Source organism: Burkholderia sp. BCC0097 (assembly GCF_902832985.1).
GTDB classification, from domain to species: Bacteria; Pseudomonadota; Gammaproteobacteria; order Burkholderiales; family Burkholderiaceae; genus Burkholderia; species Burkholderia orbicola.
The window spans coordinates 652,209-673,157 of the sequence record NZ_CADFDM010000003.1 but is presented as its reverse complement, the minus strand read 5'-3'; the positions used below and the strand labels follow the sequence as shown (position 1 = coordinate 673,157).

The following is a 20,949-nucleotide window of genomic DNA, read 5'->3' as shown; positions in this document are numbered from 1 at the left end:
CAGGGCGCAAGGTGCAAGGTGGATGCGATCGAGCGGCCGATCGTCCGTCCGTGAAAAAAGACCGGCGCATGCGCCGGTCTTCCTGCATTCGGCCAACGCGGTGCCAGCGTCAGGCCGCCAGCATTTCCTTCGCGTGCTTGCGTGTGGTGGCCGTGATTTCGAGCCCGCCGAGCATCCGCGCGACTTCCTCGACGCGGCTCGCCTTGTCGAGCGCGACGACCGACGACACCGTGCCGCCGCGCTCGTCGGCGCCTTTCGCCACCTGGAAATGATGGTCGCCGCGCGCGGCGACCTGCGGCAAGTGCGTCACGCACAACACCTGACGGTCGCGCCCGAGCTGGTGCAGCAGGCGGCCGACCACTTCGGCGACGCCGCCGCCGATCCCCGTGTCGACTTCGTCGAAGATCAGCGTCGGCGTCGGGCTCGCCGCGCTGGCGATCACCGCGAGCGCGAGGCTGATCCGCGCGAGCTCGCCGCCCGACGCGACCTTCGCAAGCGGCCGCAGCGGCACGCCCGGGTGCCCGGCCACGCGGAATTCGACTTGTTCGAGCCCGTGCGGGCCGCCGTCGGCGAGCGGCACGAGCGCGACTTCGAAGCTGCCGCCCGCCATCGACAATTCCTGCATGCCGGCCGTAACGGCCGTGCCGAGCGCCTTGGCCGCCTGCGCGCGCGCCTTCGACAGGCGCTTGGCGTCGGCGAGATAGGCTTCCCGCGCCTTGGCCTGCGCCGCCTCGAGCGCGCCGAGATCGGCGGCGGCGTCGAGCGCGGCGAGTTGCGCGCGCCGCGCCGCATGCTCTTCGTGCAGCGTGTCGGGCGGCAGCCGGAACTTGCGGGCGGTCGAGTGCAGCGCGTCGAGGCGCGTTTCGACTTGCGCGAGCCGCTCCGGGTCGAGGTCGACGCGCTGCGCGTAGTGCGACAGCGAATAGACGGCTTCCTGCAACTGAATCTCGGCCGGCTCCAGCGACGCGAGCGCATCGCCGAGCGCGGTGTCGTAGTCGGCCAGGCTGCGCAGCTTCGACACGATCGCGCCGAGCTGCGCGAGCATCGCGTCGTCGGACTCGGACAGCGCGTTGAGCGCGCCGCGCACGCCTTCGATCAGGTTCGCCGAATGCGACAGGCGCTTGTGTTCGTTGCTGACTTCGTCCCATTCGCCGGCTTGCGGCGCGAGCTTGTCGAGTTCGGCGAGCTGCCACGCGAGCTTTTCGCGCTCGAGTTGCAGTTCGCGCTCGTGCGCCTTCGCGGCGTCGATCGCCTGCGTCGCGTCGCGCCATACGCGCCACGCGCGCGCGACGTTCGCCGCATCGGCGACGAGCCCCGCATGCGTGTCGAACAGCTCGCGCTGCGCGTCGGGCCGCATCAGCAACTGGTGCGCGTGCTGGCCGTGGATGTCGACGAGCATCTCGCCGAGTTCGCGCAGTTGCGCGAGCGTCGCGCTGGTGCCGTTGATGAATGCCCGCGAACGGCCGTTCGCGTCGATCACGCGGCGCAGCATCACGCTGTCCTCGGCGTCGAACGCGTGTTCGTCGAGCCAGCGCGCGACGCGGTCGTGCGGCGTGAATTCGGCCGTGATGTCGGCGCGACCGCTGCCGGTGCGTACGACGCTTGCGTCGGCGCGTTCGCCGAGGGCGAGGGCGAGGGCGTCGATCAGGATCGATTTGCCGGCGCCGGTTTCGCCGGAAAAGACGGAAAAGCCGCTGTCGAATTCGAGATCGAGCGCGGCGACGATGACGAAGTCGCGGATCGAGAGGTGGCGGAGCATGGTGTCGGGGGCAGCGGCGTCAGGACGCCTTGTCGTCTTCGTTCGATGCGTGTTCGTTCCAGTGCAGCTTCTTGCGTAGCGTCGTGTAGTAGCTGTAGCCGATCGGGTGCAGGAACGGCACAGTGTGCTTCGAGCGGCGCACCTCGATCGTATCGTTCAGTTCGAGCGACGTGAACGACTGCATGTCGAAGTTCACGTTGACGTCGCGGCCGCCGACGATCTGGATCGCGATCTTCGAATCGTCGGGCAGCACGATCGGCCGGTTCGACAGCGCGTGCGGCGCGATCGGCACGAGCACGACGCCCGCCAGCTGCGGATGGAGGATCGGGCCGGCCGACGACAGTGCGTACGCGGTCGAGCCGGTGGGCGTCGCGACGATCAGGCCGTCCGAGCGCTGGTTGTACATGTAGCGGCCGTCGACCGACGCGCGCAGCTCGACCATCCCGGAGAAGCCGCTGCGGTTCACGACGACGTCGTTGAACGCGAGCGCGTGGTAGATCGGTTCGCCGTCGCGCACGATCCGCGCCTCGAGCAGCGAGCGCTCCTCGCGCTCGAACTTGCCGGCCAGCATCACCGGCACGAGCGCCTGCATGTCGGATGCCGCGATGTCGGTGATGAAGCCGAGCCGCCCGTGGTTGATGCCGATCAGCGGGGTCCGGTAGGGCGCGAGCTGGCGGCCGATGCCGAGCATCGTGCCGTCGCCGCCGAGCACGATCGCCACGTCCGCTCGTGCCCCGATTTCGGCCGGGGTGAGCGCCGGATAGCCGGCGATGCCGATTTCCCGCGCGGTATCGCCTTCGAAGACGACCTCGAAGCCGAGCGTGGCGATGCTGTCCGCCAGCGTGGCGAGCGGTTCGGCGATGCCGGGCGTGTTGCTCCGGCCGACGAGCGCGACAGTCTTGAACTGATTACCGGTTTTCATGCCGGCATTACACCATAGCTCGTTGACGAAAAGAACCGGCTGTGCGCCGACGGGGCCGGATCGGGCCAGCCCGCGCAACGGAGGCTGACGCCACTCGCCGTGCTCGCGCGGTTGCGCTAAAATTTTCCACCATGCTAGATCCTCGCGCACGAACCCTCCTGAAAACCCTGATCGAACGGTATATCGCCGACGGTCAGCCGGTCGGCTCGCGCACGTTGTCCCGTTACTCCGGGCTCGAGCTGAGCCCGGCGACGATCCGCAACGTGATGTCCGACCTGGAGGAGCTCGGCCTCGTGTCGAGCCCGCACACGTCGGCCGGCCGCGTGCCGACGCCGCGCGGCTACCGGCTGTTCGTCGACACGATGCTGACGGTCGAGGCGCCGATCGACGCCGAGGCCGTCGCGCGCCAGGTGCAGAACACGCTGCAGGCCGGCGAGCCGCAGCAGCGGGTGGTTGCGGCCGCCGCGAGCGTGCTGTCGAACCTGTCGCAGTTCGCGGGCGTCGTGCTGACGCCGCGCCGCAGCCACGTGTTCAAGCAGATCGAGTTCATGCGCCTGTCCGACAAGCGCATCCTGCTGATCATCGTCACGCCCGAGGGCGACGTGCAGAACCGCATGCTCGCGACCCCGCGCGACTATTCGCCGTCGCAGCTGACCGAGGCGTCCAACTACATCAATGCGCATTTCGCCGGCCTGTCGTTCGACGAGGTGCGCCGCCGCCTGCGCGACGAGATCGACCAGCTGCGCGGCGACATGACGACGCTGATGCACGCGGCCGTGACGGCCAGCACCGAGGTGCCCGACACCGAGGACACCGTGCTGATTTCCGGCGAGCGCAACCTGCTCGAGGTGGCGGATCTTTCTTCCGACATGGCGCGGCTGCGCAAGCTGTTCGACGTATTCGACCAAAAGACGGGCCTCCTGCAACTGCTCGACGTGTCGAGCCACGCCCAGGGCGTGCAGATCTTCATCGGCGGCGAATCGACGCTCGTGCCGATCGAGGAAATGAGCGTCGTTACCGCGCCGTACGAGGTGAACGGGCAGATCGTCGGCACGCTCGGCGTGATCGGCCCGACCCGCATGGCGTACAACCGCGTGATTCCGATCGTCGACATCACCGCGCGCCTGCTGTCGCTCACGCTGAGCCAGCAGTAACCGCGGCACCGACGCCGTCCCGCCATCGTGCCGCGGCGTCGTGCGCGCGGCCAGTCGGCCGAATGGCCAGCCGACCCGATCGAGACGGCCCGCTATAATCGAGGACCGTCCGGTCCCGTGCCTCGAGCACGTTCTTGCCCATGCGTTTCGATCTTGAGCCGCCTTCGAGCGTCGCGGCCGCCCATCGCATCGGTGTGCTGCTGATCAATCTCGGCACGCCCGACGCGCCCACGCCGCGTGCGGTGCGGCGCTACCTGGCCGAATTCCTGTCGGACCCGCGGGTCGTCGAAATCCCGCAGGCGGTCTGGCAGGTGCTGCTGCGCACGCTGATCCTGCCGCTGCGCGGCCGCGCGTCCGCGAAGAAATACGCAGCCGTCTGGATGCCCGAGGGTTCGCCGCTGCGTGTCTACACCGAGCGCCAGACCGACAGCGTGCGGCACCTGCTCGTGTCGAACGGCTATCACGTGACGGTGGATTACGCGATGCGCTACGGCAGCCCCAACATCGCGCACGCGCTCGCGCAGTTCAAGCGGGCGGGCGTCGAGCGCGTGCTGCTGATGCCGATGTATCCGCAATACTCGGCGTCGACCACGGCCACCGCCTTCGATGCCGCGTTCGACGCGCTGGCGCGCATGCGTAATCAGCCGGAAGTGCGCACGGTGCGGCACTACGCCGACCATCCGGCCTATATCCATGCGCTGGCCGAGCAGGTACGCCAGTACTGGGCGCAGCACGGCCGGCCCGATTTCGCGGCCGGCGACAAACTCGTGCTGAGTTTCCATGGCGTGCCGAAGCGCACGCTCGATCTCGGCGACCCGTATCACGACCAGTGTCAGCAGACGGGCGCCTTGCTGATGGCCGCGCTCGGGCTGTCGACCACAGAATGCCGCGTCACGTTCCAGTCACGCTTCGGCAAGGCCGAATGGCTGCAGCCGTACACCGCGCCGACGCTGCGCGAATTCGGCGAGGCCGGCGTGCGGCGCGCCGACGTGTTCTGTCCCGGCTTCACGGCCGATTGCCTGGAGACGATCGAGGAAATCGGCATGGAGGTGCGCGACGAGTTCCTCGCCGGCGGCGGCAAGACCTTCCACCGCATTCCGTGTCTGAACGGCGCGTCCGCGTGGATCGGCGCGCTCGGCGAGATCGTCGCGGAGAATCTGCAGGGCTGGCCGGTCAAGGCCGCGCAGCCCGAACCGGTCAACTGAGATGAAACGACTGCCGCGCTCACTGCACGCGCTGCCCCCGTCGGGGGCGGTCAGCCTTTGCAGGGCGGCCCGGCGGAGACTGACATGAACTACAAGATTTCCACGGAGCCGGGCGCGAAGCTGCGCATCGACAAATGGCTGTGGGCGGCCCGGTTCTTCAAGACGCGCTCGCTCGCGACCGATGCGGTCGACAAGGGGCACGTGAAGATCGGCGGCGCGGCGGTCAAGCCGTCGAAGGACGTGCGGGTCGGCGACGAGGTGGAGATTGCGATCGACGGCATCGTCTGGCACATTGCCGTGCTGGGCGTGTGCGACGTGCGCGGGCCCGCGAGCGTCGCGCAGACGCTCTACGCGGAAACGGAAGCGGGGCGGGCCGCGCGGCTCGCCGAACTGGAGCGGCGCCGCACGTATCGCGAGCCGGCGGCCGAACTGCACGGCCGGCCGACGAAGCGCGACCGGCGCATCATCGACAGATTTTCTGGTGGGAGCTGAACATCTGGTCGAACGTCGCCCGCGCGCTTCCGTATTCGGTCGTGCGGTCGGTGACGGCTCCCGACAGGCAGATGGTGGTGGTGCCGGCGATGAGTACCAGCGCGACCACCGATATCGCAAAGGTCAGTTTCACGGTACTCCCCTCGATAACAAGGGTGAAAACGGCGCCAGGTGGATGTCAGGCGACGGTCAGCTCAGGGTAAACACGCTTTCCGACGCTTGAATGGAGTGTAGTGCAGCCGGCCTGTGCGGAGCTAGTACTTGCCCGGTAAGCGTTGTTACAGGCCGTTTCGCCCGATCCGGCGGACTATGCGAAGCCTGCACCGGAAAGTGCGCGGTTGTTTCGCTGCATTGGCGAATGCCGGCGAAAGACCCTCTTGAAATCGCAGTTTTCGCCCTTATTTGCACCAGTAATGTGCGGTGCCGCCGGGTATACGTCCGACGGTTGCCGATTTGGCTTCAACCTCTAATCGACTTTCAGCGACATGGAAAACACGCAAGAGAACCCGACTACCCCATCGGCCGAAGACGTCGGCAGCGAGAAGCAGGCGGCGCAAGGCGCCGCACCCGCTGCCGAAGCTGCCGACGCGGCGCTCGCGGAGGCTCAAGCCAAGGTCGCCGAGCTCCAGGAAAGCTTCCTGCGGGCGAAGGCCGAGACCGAGAACGTGCGCCGCCGCGCGCAGGACGACGTGTCGAAGGCGCACAAGTTCGCGATCGAGAGCTTCGCGGAACACCTGCTGCCCGTGCTGGACAGCCTGGAAGCGGCCGTCAACGATACCTCCGGCGACATCGCGAAAGTGCGCGAAGGCGTCGAGCTGACGCTGCGCCAGCTGACGAGCGCGCTCGAGAAGGGCCGCGTCGTCGCGATCAACCCGGTCGGCGAGAAGTTCGATCCGCACCAGCACCAGGCCATTTCGATGGTGCCGGCCGAGCAGGAACCGAACACCGTCGTCTCGGTGCTGCAGAAGGGCTATACGATCGCCGACCGCGTGCTGCGCCCGGCGCTCGTCACCGTCGCCCAGCCGAAGTAAGGCGGCCGACATGGTGCCCGCCGGCGTCGATCCGGCCGCGTTCGACGCGTTCGACATGCAGGCGCTCGACGCCGGCACGTTCGACGCGGCCATCGACGGCGCGGGCGATGCGCTGGCCGTGGTGTTCTTCTGGGGCGTCGACTGCTTCAACTGCGAGATCGCGAAGAAGGCGATGCTCGCCCAGCCCGACGCGATCCGCGCACTGGGCCTGAAGTGGTTCCATTGCAACGTGTACGAACACCATGAACTGGGGCGCCGCTTCGGGCTGCACGGCGTGCCGACGTGGTTCTTCTTCCACCGCGGCAAGCGGCTGGGCCGCGCGACCGGCTGGCACGGCCTCGCGCAGTTTCAGGCAGCCGTGGCGGCGGCGCGGGGGAAGATCGCCGCGGCGGCCGATGCCGCGGCGGCGGCTGCACCGGCCGGCGAGCGCACCGCCGGTCAGCACGATCCCCTAGCCGGCGGCGATTGAAAAAATTTAATATCCGCATCGCTCGTCGGGTCTTGAAAACGGATCGGGCGGACGCATTTCGGGAACAGAGTTGAATTCTGGCGTGCGAAACCGCCCAAAAACGCGGCGTTTCGTGCAGCAAACAAGCATTTCTGGAGATTAGGAAAAAATGGGAAAGATCATCGGTATTGACCTCGGCACCACGAACTCGTGCGTCGCCATCATGGAAGGCAACCAGGTCAAGGTCATCGAGAACTCGGAAGGCACGCGCACCACGCCGTCGATCATCGCGTACATGGACGACAACGAAGTGCTCGTCGGCGCGCCGGCCAAGCGCCAGTCGGTGACCAACCCGAAGAACACGCTGTTCGCCGTGAAGCGCCTGATCGGCCGTCGTTTCGAAGAGAAGGAAGTCCAGAAGGACATCGGCCTGATGCCGTACTCGATCATCAAGGCCGACAACGGCGATGCATGGGTCGAAGCGCACGGCGAAAAGCTCGCGCCGCCGCAGGTGTCGGCTGAAGTGCTGCGCAAGATGAAGAAGACGGCCGAAGACTACCTCGGCGAGCCGGTCACGGAAGCCGTGATCACGGTGCCGGCGTACTTCAACGACAGCCAGCGCCAGGCGACCAAGGACGCGGGCCGCATCGCGGGCCTCGAAGTCAAGCGGATCATCAACGAGCCGACCGCAGCCGCGCTCGCGTTCGGCCTCGACAAGGTCGAGAAGGGCGACCGCAAGATCGCCGTGTATGACCTCGGCGGCGGCACGTTCGACGTGTCGATCATCGAGATCGCGGACGTCGACGGCGAAATGCAGTTCGAAGTGCTGTCGACCAACGGCGACACGTTCCTCGGCGGTGAAGATTTCGACCAGCGCATCATCGATTACATCATCGGCGAGTTCAAGAAGGAGCAAGGCGTCGACCTGTCGAAGGACGTGCTCGCGCTGCAGCGCCTGAAGGAAGCCGCTGAAAAGGCGAAGATCGAGCTGTCGTCGGGCCAGCAGACCGAAATCAACCTGCCGTACATCACGGCGGACGCGTCGGGCCCGAAGCACTTGAACCTGAAGATCACCCGCGCGAAGCTGGAAGCGCTGGTGGAAGACCTCGTCGAGCGCACGATCGAACCGTGCCGCATCGCAATCAAGGACGCAGGCGTCAAGGTGTCGGACATCGACGACGTGATCCTGGTCGGCGGTCAGACCCGCATGCCGAAGGTCATGGAGAAGGTGAAGGAGTTCTTCGGCAAGGATCCGCGCCGTGACGTGAACCCGGACGAAGCCGTCGCGGTCGGCGCGGCAATCCAGGGCCAGGTGCTGTCGGGCGACCGCAAGGACGTGCTGCTGCTCGACGTGACCCCGCTGTCGCTCGGTATCGAGACGCTCGGCGGCGTGATGACGAAGATGATCAACAAGAACACGACGATTCCGACGAAGCACGCTCAGGTGTATTCGACGGCCGACGACAACCAGGGCGCCGTGACGATCAAGGTGTTCCAGGGCGAACGCGAAATGGCGGCAGGCAACAAGCTGCTCGGCGAGTTCAACCTCGAAGGCATTCCGCCGGCACCGCGCGGCGTGCCGCAGATCGAAGTGACCTTCGACATCGACGCGAACGGCATCTTGCACGTCGGTGCGAAGGACAAGGCGACCGGCAAGGAAAACAAGATCACGATCAAGGCGAACTCGGGCCTGTCCGAGGCTGAAATCGACCAGATGATCAAGGACGCGGAAGCGAATGCAGCGGAAGACCACAAGCTGCGCGAGCTGGCCGATTCGCGCAACCAGGGCGATGCGCTGGTGCACAGCACGAAGAAGGCGCTGACCGAGTACGGCGACAAGCTGGACGCGGGCGAGAAGGAAGCCATCGAAGCGTCGCTGAAGTCGCTTGAAGAAGTGCTGAAGGACACGTCGGCCGACAAGGCGGCGATCGACGCGAAGGTCGAGGAGCTCGGCAAGGTCTCGCAGAAGCTCGGCGAGAAGATGTACGCCGACATGCAGGCCCAGCAGGCGGGTGCGGCCGGCGCGGCCGGTGCGGCGGAAGGCGCGGCCCACGCGGGCGGTGCGCAACAGGCTGCCGACGACGTCGTCGACGCCGAGTTCAAGGAAGTGAAGAAGGACTAAGCCGGGTTGCAATGACACCGTACGCCGCGCGCGCGAAAACGCGCGCGGCGCGGCTGACAAGCGGTCTGTCTTTCCTTCCGGATGGCCGGATCGACTCCACGCCTGGCGGGCCTTGCGGCCCTCCGGGCACATTTGTTTTTTGGCGGGTGCTGCGCGAGCCGTCCGCGGACGGTGCAGCGCCAGACGAGTCGAGAGACTTTACTGCGGGCGAAAGGAGCCGCCGCGTGCGCGATGCGTGGCGGCACAGTGAATCGATATGGCGAAACGGGATTACTACGAGGTTCTGGGCGTCGCGAAGAATGCGAGCGACGACGAAATCAAGAAGGCATATCGCAAGCTTGCGATGAAGTATCACCCTGACCGCAATCCGGACAGCAAGGATGCGGAAGAGCATTTCAAGGAGGCGAAGGAAGCCTATGAAATGCTCTCGGATGGTCAGAAGCGGGCCGCGTACGACCAGTACGGCCACGCGGGCGTCGATCCGAACATGGGCGGTGCGGGCGCACAAGGTTTCGGCGGCTTCGCGGATGCATTCGGCGACATCTTCGGCGACATCTTCGGCCAGGCCGCGGGCGGCGCCGCGCGCGGCGGCCGCGGCGGCCCGCAGGTGTACCGCGGCGCCGACCTGCGCTACAGCATGGAAATCACGCTCGAGCAGGCCGCGCACGGCTACGACACGCAGATCCGCGTGCCGAGCTGGGTGTCGTGCGAGGTTTGCCACGGGTCGGGCGCGAAGCCCGGCACGAAGCCGGAAACCTGCCCGACCTGTCATGGCCAGGGCACGGTGCGCATGTCGCAGGGCTTCTTCAGCATCCAGCAGACCTGCCCGAAGTGTCACGGCACGGGCACCTATATCCCCGAGCCGTGCGCGCATTGCCACGGATCGGGCAAGGTGAAGGAAACCAAGACGCTCGAAGTGAAGATCCCGGCCGGGATCGACGACGGGATGCGGATCCGCTCGGCCGGCAACGGCGAGCCGGGCATCAACGGCGGGCCGCCGGGCGACCTGTACGTCGAGATCCACATCAAGCCGCACGCGGTGTTCGAGCGCGACGGCGATGATCTCCACTGCCAGATGCCGATCCCGTTCACGACCGCCGCACTCGGCGGCGAGATCGAGGTGCCGACGCTGGCCGGCCGTGCGTCGTTCCCGGTGCCGGAAGGCACGCAGTCGGGCAAGACGTTCCGCCTGCGCGGCAAGGGCATCAAGGGGCTGCGCTCGAGTATCGCGGGCGATCTGTACGTGCACGTGCAGGTCGAGACGCCCGTGAAGCTGACCGACCAGCAGCGCGACCTGCTCAAGCAGTTCGAGAAGTCGCTGGCCGAAGGCGGTGCGCGTCACAGCCCGCAGAGCAAGAGCTGGTTCGACCGTGTGAAGAGCTTCTTCGAGTAACGGCATGACTGAAGGCAACGAGAGCGCGTCGTTCGCGCTCTTGGACGATTGCGACTCGACCGCGTCCGCGCGGTCGAGTCGTTTGTATTCGGGCTTCGTGCGCGAACGCGTGTGCACGGACCCGGCGCAGCTCGACGCCATCGATGCGGCGCTCGCGCAGGATCTGCGCGACGGGCTGCATGCGGTCGTCGTCGGCGATTACGAATTCGGATGCAATCTGGAAAGAGCGCAGCCGGGCTATGCCCCGCTGCGCTTTTTGCTGTATGCGCGCTGCGAGCGCCTGTCGCGCGACGAAGTTGACGCGTGGCTCGCGCAGCAGGACGGCGGCGGCACGCCGACGATCGCGGGTGTCGCGCATGTCGCGAAGAGCGTGTCGCGCGAGGCGTTCGACGCGGCGATCGGCGCGGTGCACGACGCGCTGCGGGCGGGCGATTCGTATCAGGTCAATTACACGTACCGGCTGAATTTCGACGTGTTCGGCACGCCGCTCGCGCTGTACCGGCGGCTGCGCGCGCGCCAGCCCGTGCGGTACGGCGCGCTGATCGCGCTGCCCGGCGGCGCGTGGGTCGTATCGTGCTCGCCCGAGCTGTTCGTCGAGAAACAGGGCGACGTGCTGCGCGCGCGGCCGATGAAGGGCACCGCGCCGCGTTCGGCCGACCCGGGTGAAGACGCGGCGGCCGCCGCGTTCCTCGCGAGCGATCCGAAGAATCGCGCGGAAAACGTGATGATCGTCGACCTGCTGCGCAACGACGTGTCGCGGATCGCGCGCACGGGCACCGTCAAGGTGTCGGCGCTCTTCTCCGTCGAGCCGTATGCGTCGGTGTGGCAGATGACGTCGACGGTCGAAGCCGGCTGGTGCGACGGCACGACGTTCGCGCAGATGCTGCGCGCGCTGTTTCCGTGCGGATCGATCACCGGTGCGCCGAAGTACAAGACGATGGAATTGATCGACGCGATCGAGTCGACGCCGCGCGGGCTCTATACGGGTGCGATCGGCTGGCTCGATGCGCCGAAGGATGAGGCTCTGCCCGCAGGCGCTGCGGCGTCCGGCGCCGCGACCGGTTGCGGCGATTTCTGCCTGTCGGTCGCGATCCGGACGCTGACGCTCGATGCGGTCGAGGGCGACGGCAACGACACGGCCGGCGCGGACGGCACGGGCACTGCCACCGTCGGGCGGCGGCGCGGCACGATGGGCGTCGGCGCGGGTATCGTGCTCGACAGCGTCGCGGCCGACGAATATGCGGAGTGCGAATTGAAAGCGCGATTCCTGACGGATGCCGACCCCGGCTTCCAGTTGTTCGAAACGACGGCCGCCACGCGGGTGGACGGCATCCGCCATCTCGATCGCCATCTCGCGCGACTGCAACGCAGCGCCGATGCATTCGGCTTTCGCTTCGACGCCGACGCATTGCGTCGCGAGATCGATGCACGCTGCGCGGCGCTCGACGGCGACGGCGCGTACCGGATGAAGCTCGCGCTGGCGAAGGACGGCACGTTCGACATCACGGCGGCGCCGCTCAAGCCGCTGCCGGCAGGGCCGGTCGGCGCGCTGCTGGCCTGCGAGCACGGCTTCGCGCCGACCCGCGCGAGCGATGCACTGCTGCTGCACAAGACCACGCGCCGCGCCGAATACGACCGCGCGTGGCAGGCGGCGGAGGCGCTCGGCGCGTTTGACATGCTGTTCGTCAACGAGCGCGGCGAGGTGACGGAAGGCGGGCGCTCGAACCTGTTCGTGAAGCTCGACGGTCAGTGGGTGACGCCGCCGTTGGCCTCCGGCGTGCTGCCGGGCGTGATGCGCGGCGTGCTGCTCGATGATCCGGCATTTGGGGCGGTGGAGCGTGTGCTGACGCTCGACGATGTGCTGAACGCGGAGGAGTTGATGATTTGCAATGCATTGCGCGGGCCGATGGCAGCGCGGTTGCTTCACGGCCGCGCACCGGCCTGAATGCGGATTATTTCCGCGGCGTACATTGCCAGCTTTGTACGATGGCGTGTCCACGTCGGTAGCGCGCCACGCAAGTCTGCGCCTGTTTGCCCAGCGGCCGTGCAATCACGACGCTCGTGTTGCCGTAGTCACACGAGACCCAGTAGTCTTCACGGTTGTCGGCGAGCGACCAGACGTAAATGTCGCTTTTGGACTCGGCGCGCGAACGGGTCGGCCGCAACGACATCATCCGGTCCGGCGGCCCTGACCAGAAGGTGACGCTGGCAAGCGGATAGGTGCTTTGCGTGTCGAAGTTTTTCCATCCATCGGGAGGCCGACCTTCGAGCTGCTGGGTAACCGCAACGCGTGCGGGGCAATCGGCTATTGCAGCGGACGCGGGTAATGCGGCGAGCGCACTGAACGCGAGCGCGGCGATGGCGAGCAGTCGATGCGGTGTTTGACGGAAGCGCATCATCATTTCACGACCGAAAATGCATCGGCGTTATTGCTCGGATCGATGTAGCGGCCATTCTTGTCCTTGCCTTTGAACGGTATGCATCTTCTCTGAATGGCCTTGAGCGAGCGCCATTGTTCAACGACGTGGATGCCGCGCACATCCTGACCCAGATAGAACGCTGATGGTTACCGAGACGAAGGCGAGTAGAAATAGGACGAGTTAGAAAGTACGCGTTGTCCGGTAATGCAGTATGAGAAACGGCCTACCGCATTGCCGGTCAGCTCGGCGAGCATGCTGCAGCGAACGCCGGCAGCGCGCCACGACGCCGCCGGCCACAAATCAGAACGAGTGTTCGGGGCCGGGAAACGACCGATCCTTCACCGCGCTCACGTAGGCTTCGACGGCCGCCTGAATGTTCGGCTGCCCCTGCATGAAATCCTTCACGAAACGCGGCCGCTTGCCGGGGAACACGCCGAGCATGTCGTGCAATACGAGCACTTGCCCCGAGCAGTCGACGCCTGCGCCGATGCCTATCGTCGGAATCTTCAGCATGTGCGTGACTTCGGCCGCGACGAGCGTCGGCACGGCTTCGAGCACGACGAGCTGCGCACCGGCATCCTCGATCGCGCGCGCGTCGCGCAGCAGTTGCGCAGCGCCCGCTTCGGTCTTGCCCTGCACCTTGAAGCCGCCGAACGCATGCACCGACTGCGGCGTGAGGCCGAGGTGCGCGCACACGGGCACCGAGCGTTCGACGAGGAATCGGATCGTATCGGCGAGCCATTCGCCGCCTTCGAGCTTGACCATCTGCGCGCCCGCGCGCATCAGCTTGACCGAGTTCGCGAACGCGTCGGCCGGCGTCCCGTACGTGCCGAACGGCAGATCGGCGACGACGAGCGCGCGCGGCTGCACCCGTGCGACACAGGCGGTGTGGTACGCGATGTCGTCGAGCGACACGGGCAGCGTGGTCGTGTGGCCCTGCAGCACGTTGCCGAGCGAATCGCCGATCAGCAGCACGTCGGTGCCGGCGCGATCGAGCAGCGCGGAAAAGCTCGCGTCGTAGCAGGTGAGCATCGCGATCTTCTCGCCGGCGTCGCGCATTGCCTGCAGCTTGGGTACCGTCACGGCAGGCCGGCTCGATTCCTGGAGATAGGTCATGGGAAATCCGGGTCGATGGGGGTAGAACGACAGGCGGGACGCGTCAGCGCGTCGTCTCGCCCTTGACGAAGAATTCCTTGCGGCCGCGCATCGTCTCGATGCGCTCGACCAGCAGGGCGAGATCTTCGGGGGAATCCAGCGGGTTCAGGTGTTCGGCTGCGACCGTCAGCACCGGCGTGCGGTCGTAGTGGTAGAAGAATTCGTTGTACGCGTCGACGAGCGAGCGCAGGTACGCGTCGCTGATCTGCAGTTCCATCGGCAGCCCGCGCTTCTGGATGCGCGAGAACAGCACTTCGGGGCTGGCCTGCAGATAGACGACGAGATCGGGCGACGGCGCCTGCGGCACGTCGACGTGCGTGGCGATCGAGCGATACAGCTGCCACTCGTCTTCCGGCAGGTTCAGCCTTGCGAAGATGTCGTTCTTCTGCGGCATGAAATCGGCGATGACGGGGCGGCCGGTGTCGAGCGCGCCGATCAGCTCGCGCGCCTGCTGCGCGCGCTGCAGCGCGAACGACAGCTGGACCGGCAGTGCGTAGCGCGCGGTGTCGCGGTAGAAGCGTTCGAGGAATGGATTGTCCTGCGGGCGCTCGAGCAGCGTCTGCATCGACCAGCGCTCGCCAAGCAGGCGCGCGAGCGACGTCTTGCCGACGCCGATTGGCCCTTCGATCACGAGATAGCGGTGCGGGGCGCGCAGGTCGGGCGCGGTGACGGTCAGCGGAGTCGAGTTCATCGGCAGCGGGTCTTGTCGGCGTCTTCGCCGGCAGCGAGCGCCTTCTGCATCAGGCACTGGCAGGTTTGCACCTTTTCGACGCGCTGATCCGCGACGGCAGCGAGAAAGGCGTCGGCACGGCCGCGCGCGGGGATGTCGAGCGCCGGCTCGATCTCGACGAGCGGCACGAGCGCGAATGCACGGTCGGTGAGGCGCGGGTGCGGGACGATCAGGTCGGGTTCGTCGATCGAATCGGCGCCGAACAGCAGGATGTCGAGGTCGAGCGTGCGCGGCGCATTGCGATACGGGCGCTCGCGACCGAAGTGATGTTCGATCTTCTGGCAGAGCGCGAGCAACTCGCGGGCCGACAGCGTCGTGTCGAGCTTGACGACGCAGTTGTAGTAGTCGTCGCCGCCCGCTTCGAAAGGCGCCGTGCGATACAGGCTCGACTTGCCGAGGATCGAGATGGTGCGCTGCTGCGCGAGGCACACCACCGCGTCCTTCAGGGTCTGGCGCGCATCGCCGAGATTCGCCCCCAGTCCGATATATGCAACCGTCATGGCATCACTTCCTACGTCGTTCGCCGGCGCGCGCGTCAGTCGTCGGAACCGCTCGCGGTGTCCGGCGCCTGCTCGGCGGCACCTTCGCCCTGCTGGCGGTTTCGCGCACCGCCGCGGCGGCGCCGCTTGCGGGGCGATTTTTCCTTCGAGCCGCCCTGCGTGAGCAAGGCCTCGCGAGCGGCCGCGTCGCCTTCGATGAAATCCGTCCACCACTGTCCGACTTCCGTATCGAGCTCGCCGGATTCGCAGCGTAACAGGAGGAAATCATACCCCGCTCTAAACCTTTGGTGTTCCAGCAGCCGCATCGCGCTGCGGCCCGAGCGTTTCTCCAGGCGCAGCTGCAGGCCCCAGATCTCGCGCATGTCGGCCGAGTAGCGCTTGTGGATCGCGAGTTTCTCGGTCTGCATGTCGAGCACGTCGTCCATCGCGCGATGGAGCGCCGGCACCGGGATTTCGCCCGCGGCCGTGTATTGCTCGAAGCGCTGGCGCATGTCGTGCCACAGCAGCGTCGCGAACAGGAAGCCCGGCGACACCGGCTTGCCGGCGCGCACGCGCGCGTCGGTGTTGTTCAGCGCGAGCGTGATGAACTTCTCGCCCTGCGGTTGTTCGAGCACGACGTCGAGCAGCGGCAGCAGCCCGTGGTGCAGCCCTTCCTTGCGCAGCCGCTGCAGGCACGCGAGCGCGTGGCCCGACAGCAGCAGCTTCAGCATTTCGTCGAACAGGCGCGCGGCCGGCACGTTGTTGATCAGGTCGGCGAGCGCGTGGATCGGCTCGCGCGTATGCGGTTCGATCTCGAAGCCGAGCTTCGCCGCGAAGCGCACGACGCGCAGCATCCGCACCGGATCCTCGCGGAAGCGCGTGGCCGGATCGCCGATCATCCGCAACAGGCGGGCGCGTACGTCGGCCATCCCGTCGTGGTAGTCGAGCACCGTCTGCGTCGACGGGTCGTAGTACATCGCGTTGATCGTGAAGTCGCGGCGCGCGGCGTCCTCGTGCTGCTCGCCCCACACGTTATCGCGCAGCACGCGGCCGCTCGCGTCGACCGCATGCGTGCGGCGATCGAGTTCGTCGCGCTTCAGGCGCTTCGGCGGCTCGGCCGCGGGCGCGGCCGCCTCGGGCGGTGCGTCGACCAGCGCGCGGAACGTCGACACCTCGATCAGCTCCTGGCCGAACTGCACGTGGACGATCTGGAAGCGGCGGCCGATCAGGCGCGCGCGGCGGAACAGGCGCTGCACCTCGGTCGGCGTCGCGTCGGTCGCGACGTCGAAATCCTTCGGCGCGATGCCGAGCAGCAGGTCGCGCACGGCGCCGCCGACGATGAACGCGCGGAAACCCGCCTGCTGCAGCGTGTCGGTCACGCGCACTGCGTTCTTCGAGATCAGCGCCGGGTTGATGCCGTGCACGCTGGCCGGCACGACGGTCGGTTCATGGTTGCTGCGCGGTTTCTTTGCGCCGCCGCCGCGGGCGCCCTTCGGGGCGCGCGGGGCAGCAGGGGCCGCTTCGTCGGCCGGGGCCGCTGCGGGGGGCGTTTGCTCGGTTTCGTCCTGGCCGAGGAGCTTGCGAATGAATTTTTTGATCACGACGTTCAGAAGAGATCGAGGATACGCCAGCCGCGGTTGCTTGCATGCGCGCGCAGCGTGTCGTCAGGGTTGGTCGCGATCGGGTCGGTGACTTTCTCGAGCAGCGGGATGTCGTTGTGCGAGTCGCTGTAGAAATAGCTGTGTTCGAAGTCGTCCCAATGCTTGCCGAGCGATGCGAGCCAGGCTTCGGTGCGCACGATCTTGCCTTCGCGGTAGCTCGGCGTGCCGGTCGGCCGGCCCGTGTACGGCGAATCGGGATGCCCGTCGGTCGTTTCGACCTCGCACGCGATCAGCGTGTCGACGCCGAACGCGGTCGCGATCGGGCGCGTGATGAATTCGTTGGTCGCCGTCACGACGCAGCACAGATCGCCCGCATCGAGGTGCTGGCGCACGAGTTCGAGCGCGGCGGGCGTCATCGCCGGCCGGATCACCTCGTGCATGTACTGCTCGTGCCATTCGGCGAGCTGCGCGCGCGAATACTTCGCGAGCGGCGTGAGCATCGCCGTGAGATACGCGTGGATGTCGAGCTGGCCGGCCTTGTAGTCGGCGAAGAACTGGTCGTTCTGACGCGAGAAGCTTTCCGCGTCGACGATGCCGAGCTTCACCATGAAGCGACCCCATTCGTGGTCGCTATCGGTCGGGATCAGCGTGTGATCGAGGTCAAAGAGTGCCAGATTAGTCATGGAAGCGCATTTTACTCGAAGCGGTTCGGGCCCGTGCCCGGTGGTGTGATGTCGTCGCCGGGACGCGCGAGCATCCGGCGCAGCAGCGGCAGCGTGACCGCGCGTTTCTGCTCGAGCGAGAAGCGGTCGAGCGCGTCGAGCAGGGCCATGAGGCTCGGCATGTCGCGGCGGAAATGCGTCAGCAGGTACGCGGCGATGTCGTCGGTGAGCGCGATCCCGCGCTCCTTCGCCGCGAGCTTGAGCACCGCGATCTTGCCGGCGTCGGACGGCGGCGACAGGTGGAACACGAGCCCCCAGCCGAGGCGCGTGCGCAGATCCTCGCGCACGTCGAGCGCGAGCGGCGCCGCCGGGCCCGCCGCGACGAACGCGCTCGACGGGTGCGCGCGGACTTCGTTGAACAGGTTGAACAGCGCGACCTGCTGCGTGTCGCTCATCCGGTCGCAGTCGTCGATCGCGTAGATGCCGATGCGCGGGTCGAACGTGAACGCGCCGAGCGGGCTCTGCGGCGTCAGGTAGCGCGCATAGCCGTACGACGCGTCGCTCACGAGCGCCTGCAGCAGGTGGGTGCGGCCGCTGCCCGGCTCGCCCCAGATGTAGAACGACCGGTCCGGCACGGGGCCGGCCGCGAGCGCGAGATCGAGCTTCTGCAGGCGCGTGACGAGCTCGTCGTTCTCGTCGCTCATGATGAAGTTGTCGAACGTGGCGGGCGGCGGCGTGCCGAGATCGAGCGTCAGTTGACGGGACACAGCAGTCACAATGCGGATCGGTTGAGAAAACGCGTGCCGTACGCCGGGCACGCGCGGGGGAAGGCGCCTCGGCTGGCTTCACGCGCGACCGTACGCACGGCGGCGCGGCGCAGGTTTCGGTGCGCTTCGCCCGGCGATGAAAACGGGGACGTGTTGACCAAGATGCAATCCCTGACGATTCGGTGCTGGGAATTCCGGCCAACGGGCCGGCTTCGGGTAAAATCGCATTTTACCGACCTTCTCGCATTCCCCCATGAATCCTCCGAAATCCGCTCCCGACGCTCAGGGTCTGTCCTATCGCGACGCAGGTGTCGACATCGACGCAGGCGACGCGCTCATCGACAAGATCAAGCCTTTTGCGAAGAAAACCCTGCGCGACGGCGTGCTCGGCGGCATCGGCGGGTTCGGCGCGCTGTTCGAAGTGCCGAAGAAGTACAAGGAGCCCGTGCTCGTGTCGGGCACCGACGGCGTGGGCACCAAGCTCAAGCTGGCATTTCATCTGAACAAACACGACACGGTCGGCCAGGATCTCGTCGCGATGAGCGTGAACGACATCCTCGTACAGGGCGCCGAGCCGCTGTTCTTCCTCGACTACTTCGCATGTGGCAAGCTCGACGTCGACACGGCCGCAACCGTCGTCAAGGGCATCGCGCAGGGCTGCGAACTGTCGGGCTGCGCGCTGATCGGCGGTGAAACGGCCGAAATGCCGGGCATGTACCCGGACGGCGAATACGATCTGGCCGGTTTCGCGGTCGGCGCGGTCGAGAAGAGCAAGATCATCGACGGCAGCACGATCGCCGAAGGCGACGTGGTGCTGGGCCTCGCATCGAGCGGCATCCACTCGAACGGCTTCTCGCTCGTGCGCAAGATCATCGAGCGCGCGAACCCGGATCTGTCCGCCGATTTCCATGGCCGCTCGTTGGCCGACGCGCTGATGGCGCCCACGCGCATCTACGTGAAGCCGCTGCTCGCGCTGATGCAGAAGCTGTCGGTGAAGGGCATGGCGCACATCACGGGCGGCGGCCTCGTCGAGAACATCCCGCGCGTGCTGCGCGAAGGCCTCACCGCCGAGCTCGACCAGAAAGCATGGCCGCTGCCGCCGCTGTTCAAGTGGCTGCAGGAGCACGGCGGCGTCGCCGACGCGGAAATGCACCGCGTGTTCAACTGCGGGATCGGCATGGCCGTGATTGTGTCGGCGGCCGATGCCGACGCGGCGATCGCCGACCTGACCGCCGCCGGCGAACAGGTGTGGAAGATCGGCACCGTGCGTGCGACCCGCGAAGGCGAGGCGCAGACGGTCGTGGTTTGACGCACGGCAAGCAGATGCAGCAGGAAAAGCCGCCCGGAGCGATCCGGGCGGTTTTTTTTCGGACGGTCGCGGGCTCAGCGCGACGGCGCACGCCGACGCTTATGCGGACGCTCGCGGCGCATTCGCCGGGCGCGCGCCGGCCAGCAACGGCGGCACGAGCAGGTACAGCAGGGCGGCCGCGGCCCACACGAGCCCCGGCCAGGTCGCACGCGTCGCCGCGTAGGTCGCGGTGACGACCAGCGGCCCCGCGACGCCGATCAGGCTCGCCACGCTCGCCAGCGTGCCTTGCAGTTCGCCCTGGCGTGCATCGTCGACCTGCCGCGCGAGCATCGCCTGCAATGCAGGCAGCGTCATGCCGCCGGCCGCGAACAGCGGCAGCAACGCGAACGGCACCCATGCGGCGGTCGCGAACGCGATGATCGCCAGCCCGAGCGCATCGCCCGCGAGGCCCAGCGCGAGCGCGCGCCGCTCGCCGAGCCGCGCGATCAGCGGCCCGATCGCGAACGCCTGCGCGAGCGCGTGGCACGCGCCGTAACCGGCGAGCGACAACCCCGCGACCGGCGTCGACCAGCCGAAATGTTCCTGGCCGTAGAGAATCCACAGCGTCGCGGGCGCCTGCGACACGAGCGCCACGATCACGTAGATGCCGACCAGCGGCGCGAGCGCGGGCGCGCCGCTCAGCCGGCGCAGGCTCGCGAACGGGTTGAGCGCGCCGGCCGCGCGGCCTTCGCGGGCCGAACGCGGCCGCGATTCCGGCAGCACGCGCCACACGAGCAGGAGATTCAGCGCGTTGAGCAACGCGGCCGCGACGAACGGCGCACGCAGATGCAGCACGCCGAGCAGCCCGCCGATCAACGGGCCGGCGATGAAGCCGATGCCCATCATCGCACCGAGCTGGCCGAAGCGCCGCGCGCGGTCGGGCTCGGCCGTCACGTCGGTCACGTACGCGGTCGCGACCGCGACGTTCGCACCGGTGATGCCCGCGATCAGCCGGCCGACGTAAAGCCACGCGAGCGTCGGCGCGAGCGCCATCAGCAGATAGTCGAGCGCGGCGCCGGCGAGCGACGCGAGCAGTACGGGGCGGCGGCCGAAACGGTCGCTCAGCGCGCCGAGCAGCGGCGCGCACAGGAACTGCGCGAACGCGTACAGCGCGAGCAGGATGCCGTAGTGGGTGTCGGTGCTGCCCGCGGCGGCGAGCGAGCGCAGCAGCCCGGGCAGGATCGGCATCACGATCCCGACGCCGATCGCGTCGAGCAGGACCGTGGTCAGGATGGCAATCAGGGACGGGTTCAAGAGCATC

At 67.2% G+C, this 20,949-nt stretch carries 21 protein-coding genes; 9 read left to right on the top strand and 12 right to left on the bottom strand.

The window, feature by feature from the left end; all coding sequences use genetic code 11:
- Nucleotides 1–109 precede the first annotated feature (109 nt).
- Together recN and HWX07_RS12810 are read right to left on the bottom strand one after the other, a co-directional pair.
- Nucleotides 110–1,759: a DNA repair protein RecN gene (recN, locus tag HWX07_RS12815; protein ID WP_175876484.1), complete on the bottom strand. Its 1,650-nt coding sequence runs from the start codon at nt 1,757–1,759 to the stop codon at nt 110–112.
- A 19-nt stretch (nt 1,760–1,778) separates the two neighbouring features.
- Complete coding sequence (locus tag HWX07_RS12810) at nt 1,779–2,681, bottom strand: NAD kinase (RefSeq protein ID WP_011544636.1); 903 nt, start codon at nt 2,679–2,681, stop codon at nt 1,779–1,781.
- Nucleotides 2,682–2,812: 131 nt separating this feature from the next.
- Here HWX07_RS12810 and hrcA point away from each other — a divergent pair, with 131 nt between their 5' ends.
- From hrcA to HWX07_RS12795, 3 genes are all read left to right on the top strand, one after another.
- The gene (gene hrcA / locus HWX07_RS12805; protein WP_011544637.1) at nt 2,813–3,835 is read left to right on the top strand and encodes a heat-inducible transcriptional repressor HrcA; all 1,023 of its coding nucleotides are present in this window, start codon (nt 2,813–2,815) and stop codon (nt 3,833–3,835) included.
- Between the two features lie 140 nt (nt 3,836–3,975).
- A complete protein-coding gene (gene hemH, locus HWX07_RS12800; RefSeq protein ID WP_175876483.1) occupies nt 3,976–5,040 on the top strand; it encodes a ferrochelatase in 1,065 nt (354 codons plus the stop codon).
- An 84-nt stretch (nt 5,041–5,124) separates the two neighbouring features.
- Complete coding sequence (locus HWX07_RS12795; protein WP_027807182.1) at nt 5,125–5,532, top strand: RNA-binding S4 domain-containing protein; 408 nt, start codon at nt 5,125–5,127, stop codon at nt 5,530–5,532.
- Here HWX07_RS12795 and HWX07_RS12790 read toward each other — a convergent pair.
- Nucleotides 5,504–5,665, bottom strand: coding sequence for a hypothetical protein (locus HWX07_RS12790; protein ID WP_006476841.1), 162 nt, complete (start codon nt 5,663–5,665; stop codon nt 5,504–5,506). The two genes, HWX07_RS12795 and HWX07_RS12790, sit on opposite strands and share 29 nt — an antisense overlap.
- Nucleotides 5,666–6,017: 352 nt before the next feature.
- On the opposite strand from HWX07_RS12790, the gene grpE reads away from it, so the two are divergent.
- The 5 genes from grpE to HWX07_RS12765 all read left to right on the top strand — a co-directional run bounded on the left by grpE (nt 6,018) and on the right by HWX07_RS12765 (nt 12,471).
- Nucleotides 6,018–6,563, top strand: a complete 546-nt coding sequence (gene grpE, locus HWX07_RS12785; protein ID WP_175876482.1) for a nucleotide exchange factor GrpE — start codon at nt 6,018–6,020, stop codon at nt 6,561–6,563.
- Between the two features lie 10 nt (nt 6,564–6,573).
- Entirely contained in the window at nt 6,574–7,032 is a 459-nt protein-coding gene (locus HWX07_RS12780; RefSeq protein ID WP_175876481.1) for a thioredoxin family protein, read from the top strand.
- A gap of 148 nt (nt 7,033–7,180) precedes the next feature.
- Nucleotides 7,181–9,133: a molecular chaperone DnaK gene (gene dnaK / locus HWX07_RS12775; protein WP_006476838.1), complete on the top strand. Its 1,953-nt coding sequence runs from the start codon at nt 7,181–7,183 to the stop codon at nt 9,131–9,133.
- A gap of 256 nt (nt 9,134–9,389) precedes the next feature.
- Nucleotides 9,390–10,526, top strand: a complete 1,137-nt coding sequence (gene dnaJ / locus HWX07_RS12770; protein WP_175876480.1) for a molecular chaperone DnaJ — start codon at nt 9,390–9,392, stop codon at nt 10,524–10,526.
- Between the two features lie 4 nt (nt 10,527–10,530).
- Complete coding sequence (locus HWX07_RS12765) at nt 10,531–12,471, top strand: bifunctional anthranilate synthase component I family protein/class IV aminotransferase (protein WP_175876479.1); 1,941 nt, start codon at nt 10,531–10,533, stop codon at nt 12,469–12,471.
- Nucleotides 12,472–12,478: 7 nt separating this feature from the next.
- Here HWX07_RS12765 and HWX07_RS12760 read toward each other — a convergent pair whose 3' ends face one another.
- From HWX07_RS12760 to hda, 8 genes are all read right to left on the bottom strand, one after another.
- The gene (locus HWX07_RS12760; RefSeq protein ID WP_175876478.1) at nt 12,479–12,928 is read right to left on the bottom strand and encodes an STY0301 family protein; all 450 of its coding nucleotides are present in this window, start codon (nt 12,926–12,928) and stop codon (nt 12,479–12,481) included.
- Nucleotides 12,925–13,065 carry a BPSL0067 family protein gene (locus tag HWX07_RS12755; protein ID WP_244129974.1) on the bottom strand — a complete coding sequence of 47 codons (141 nt, stop codon included), beginning with the start codon at nt 13,063–13,065 and terminating at the stop codon, nt 12,925–12,927. The genes HWX07_RS12760 and HWX07_RS12755 overlap by 4 nt, the downstream gene beginning before the upstream one ends.
- A 181-nt stretch (nt 13,066–13,246) precedes the next feature.
- The gene (gene panB / locus HWX07_RS12750) at nt 13,247–14,062 is read right to left on the bottom strand and encodes a 3-methyl-2-oxobutanoate hydroxymethyltransferase (protein ID WP_175876477.1); all 816 of its coding nucleotides are present in this window, start codon (nt 14,060–14,062) and stop codon (nt 13,247–13,249) included.
- A gap of 43 nt (nt 14,063–14,105) precedes the next feature.
- Entirely contained in the window at nt 14,106–14,792 is a 687-nt protein-coding gene (locus HWX07_RS12745; RefSeq protein ID WP_175876476.1) for a deoxynucleoside kinase, read from the bottom strand.
- Nucleotides 14,789–15,331, bottom strand: coding sequence for a 2-amino-4-hydroxy-6-hydroxymethyldihydropteridine diphosphokinase (gene folK, locus HWX07_RS12740; protein WP_006476832.1), 543 nt, complete (start codon nt 15,329–15,331; stop codon nt 14,789–14,791). The genes HWX07_RS12745 and folK overlap by 4 nt, the downstream gene beginning before the upstream one ends.
- 35 nt (nt 15,332–15,366) lie before the next feature.
- Entirely contained in the window at nt 15,367–16,911 is a 1,545-nt protein-coding gene (gene pcnB / locus HWX07_RS12735) for a polynucleotide adenylyltransferase PcnB (protein WP_175876475.1), read from the bottom strand.
- Between the two features lie 5 nt (nt 16,912–16,916).
- The gene (locus HWX07_RS12730; protein ID WP_175876474.1) at nt 16,917–17,594 is read right to left on the bottom strand and encodes an HAD family hydrolase; all 678 of its coding nucleotides are present in this window, start codon (nt 17,592–17,594) and stop codon (nt 16,917–16,919) included.
- Nucleotides 17,595–17,605: 11 nt separating this feature from the next.
- On the bottom strand, nt 17,606–18,340 hold the full coding sequence (hda, locus tag HWX07_RS12725; protein WP_012327945.1) for a DnaA regulatory inactivator Hda: 735 nt from the start codon (nt 18,338–18,340) through the stop codon (nt 17,606–17,608).
- Nucleotides 18,341–18,593: 253 nt separating this feature from the next.
- On the opposite strand from hda, the gene purM reads away from it, so the two are divergent.
- Complete coding sequence (purM, locus tag HWX07_RS12720) at nt 18,594–19,649, top strand: phosphoribosylformylglycinamidine cyclo-ligase (RefSeq protein ID WP_069255850.1); 1,056 nt, start codon at nt 18,594–18,596, stop codon at nt 19,647–19,649.
- 99 nt (nt 19,650–19,748) lie between these two features.
- On the opposite strand, the gene tet is transcribed toward purM, so the two are convergent.
- Nucleotides 19,749–20,948 carry a Tet(A)/Tet(B)/Tet(C) family tetracycline efflux MFS transporter gene (tet, locus tag HWX07_RS12715; protein WP_175876473.1) on the bottom strand — a complete coding sequence of 400 codons (1,200 nt, stop codon included), beginning with the start codon at nt 20,946–20,948 and terminating at the stop codon, nt 19,749–19,751.
- Between the last annotated feature and the right edge of the window lies 1 nt (nt 20,949).

Bases quoted from the DNA above. Each gene is read 5' to 3' on its own strand.
- hemH (WP_175876483.1), top strand. From the start codon at position 3,976: ATGCGTTTCGATCTTGAGCCGCCTTCGAGCGTCGCGGCCGCCCATCGC.
- tet (WP_175876473.1), bottom strand. From the start codon at position 20,948: ATGCTCTTGAACCCGTCCCTGATTGCCATCCTGACCACGGTCCTGCTC.
- grpE (WP_175876482.1), top strand. From the start codon at position 6,018: ATGGAAAACACGCAAGAGAACCCGACTACCCCATCGGCCGAAGACGTC.
- HWX07_RS12780 (WP_175876481.1), top strand. From the start codon at position 6,574: ATGGTGCCCGCCGGCGTCGATCCGGCCGCGTTCGACGCGTTCGACATG.
- purM (WP_069255850.1), top strand. From the start codon at position 18,594: ATGAATCCTCCGAAATCCGCTCCCGACGCTCAGGGTCTGTCCTATCGC.
- HWX07_RS12745 (WP_175876476.1), bottom strand. From the start codon at position 14,792: ATGAACTCGACTCCGCTGACCGTCACCGCGCCCGACCTGCGCGCCCCG.
- hrcA (WP_011544637.1), top strand. From the start codon at position 2,813: ATGCTAGATCCTCGCGCACGAACCCTCCTGAAAACCCTGATCGAACGG.
- HWX07_RS12810 (WP_011544636.1), bottom strand. From the start codon at position 2,681: ATGAAAACCGGTAATCAGTTCAAGACTGTCGCGCTCGTCGGCCGGAGC.
- folK (WP_006476832.1), bottom strand. From the start codon at position 15,331: ATGACGGTTGCATATATCGGACTGGGGGCGAATCTCGGCGATGCGCGC.
- dnaK (WP_006476838.1), top strand. From the start codon at position 7,181: ATGGGAAAGATCATCGGTATTGACCTCGGCACCACGAACTCGTGCGTC.
- panB (WP_175876477.1), bottom strand. From the start codon at position 14,062: ATGACCTATCTCCAGGAATCGAGCCGGCCTGCCGTGACGGTACCCAAG.
- HWX07_RS12765 (WP_175876479.1), top strand. From the start codon at position 10,531: ATGACTGAAGGCAACGAGAGCGCGTCGTTCGCGCTCTTGGACGATTGC.
- HWX07_RS12760 (WP_175876478.1), bottom strand. From the start codon at position 12,928: ATGATGATGCGCTTCCGTCAAACACCGCATCGACTGCTCGCCATCGCC.
- HWX07_RS12795 (WP_027807182.1), top strand. From the start codon at position 5,125: ATGAACTACAAGATTTCCACGGAGCCGGGCGCGAAGCTGCGCATCGAC.
- HWX07_RS12730 (WP_175876474.1), bottom strand. From the start codon at position 17,594: ATGACTAATCTGGCACTCTTTGACCTCGATCACACGCTGATCCCGACC.
- dnaJ (WP_175876480.1), top strand. From the start codon at position 9,390: ATGGCGAAACGGGATTACTACGAGGTTCTGGGCGTCGCGAAGAATGCG.
- recN (WP_175876484.1), bottom strand. From the start codon at position 1,759: ATGCTCCGCCACCTCTCGATCCGCGACTTCGTCATCGTCGCCGCGCTC.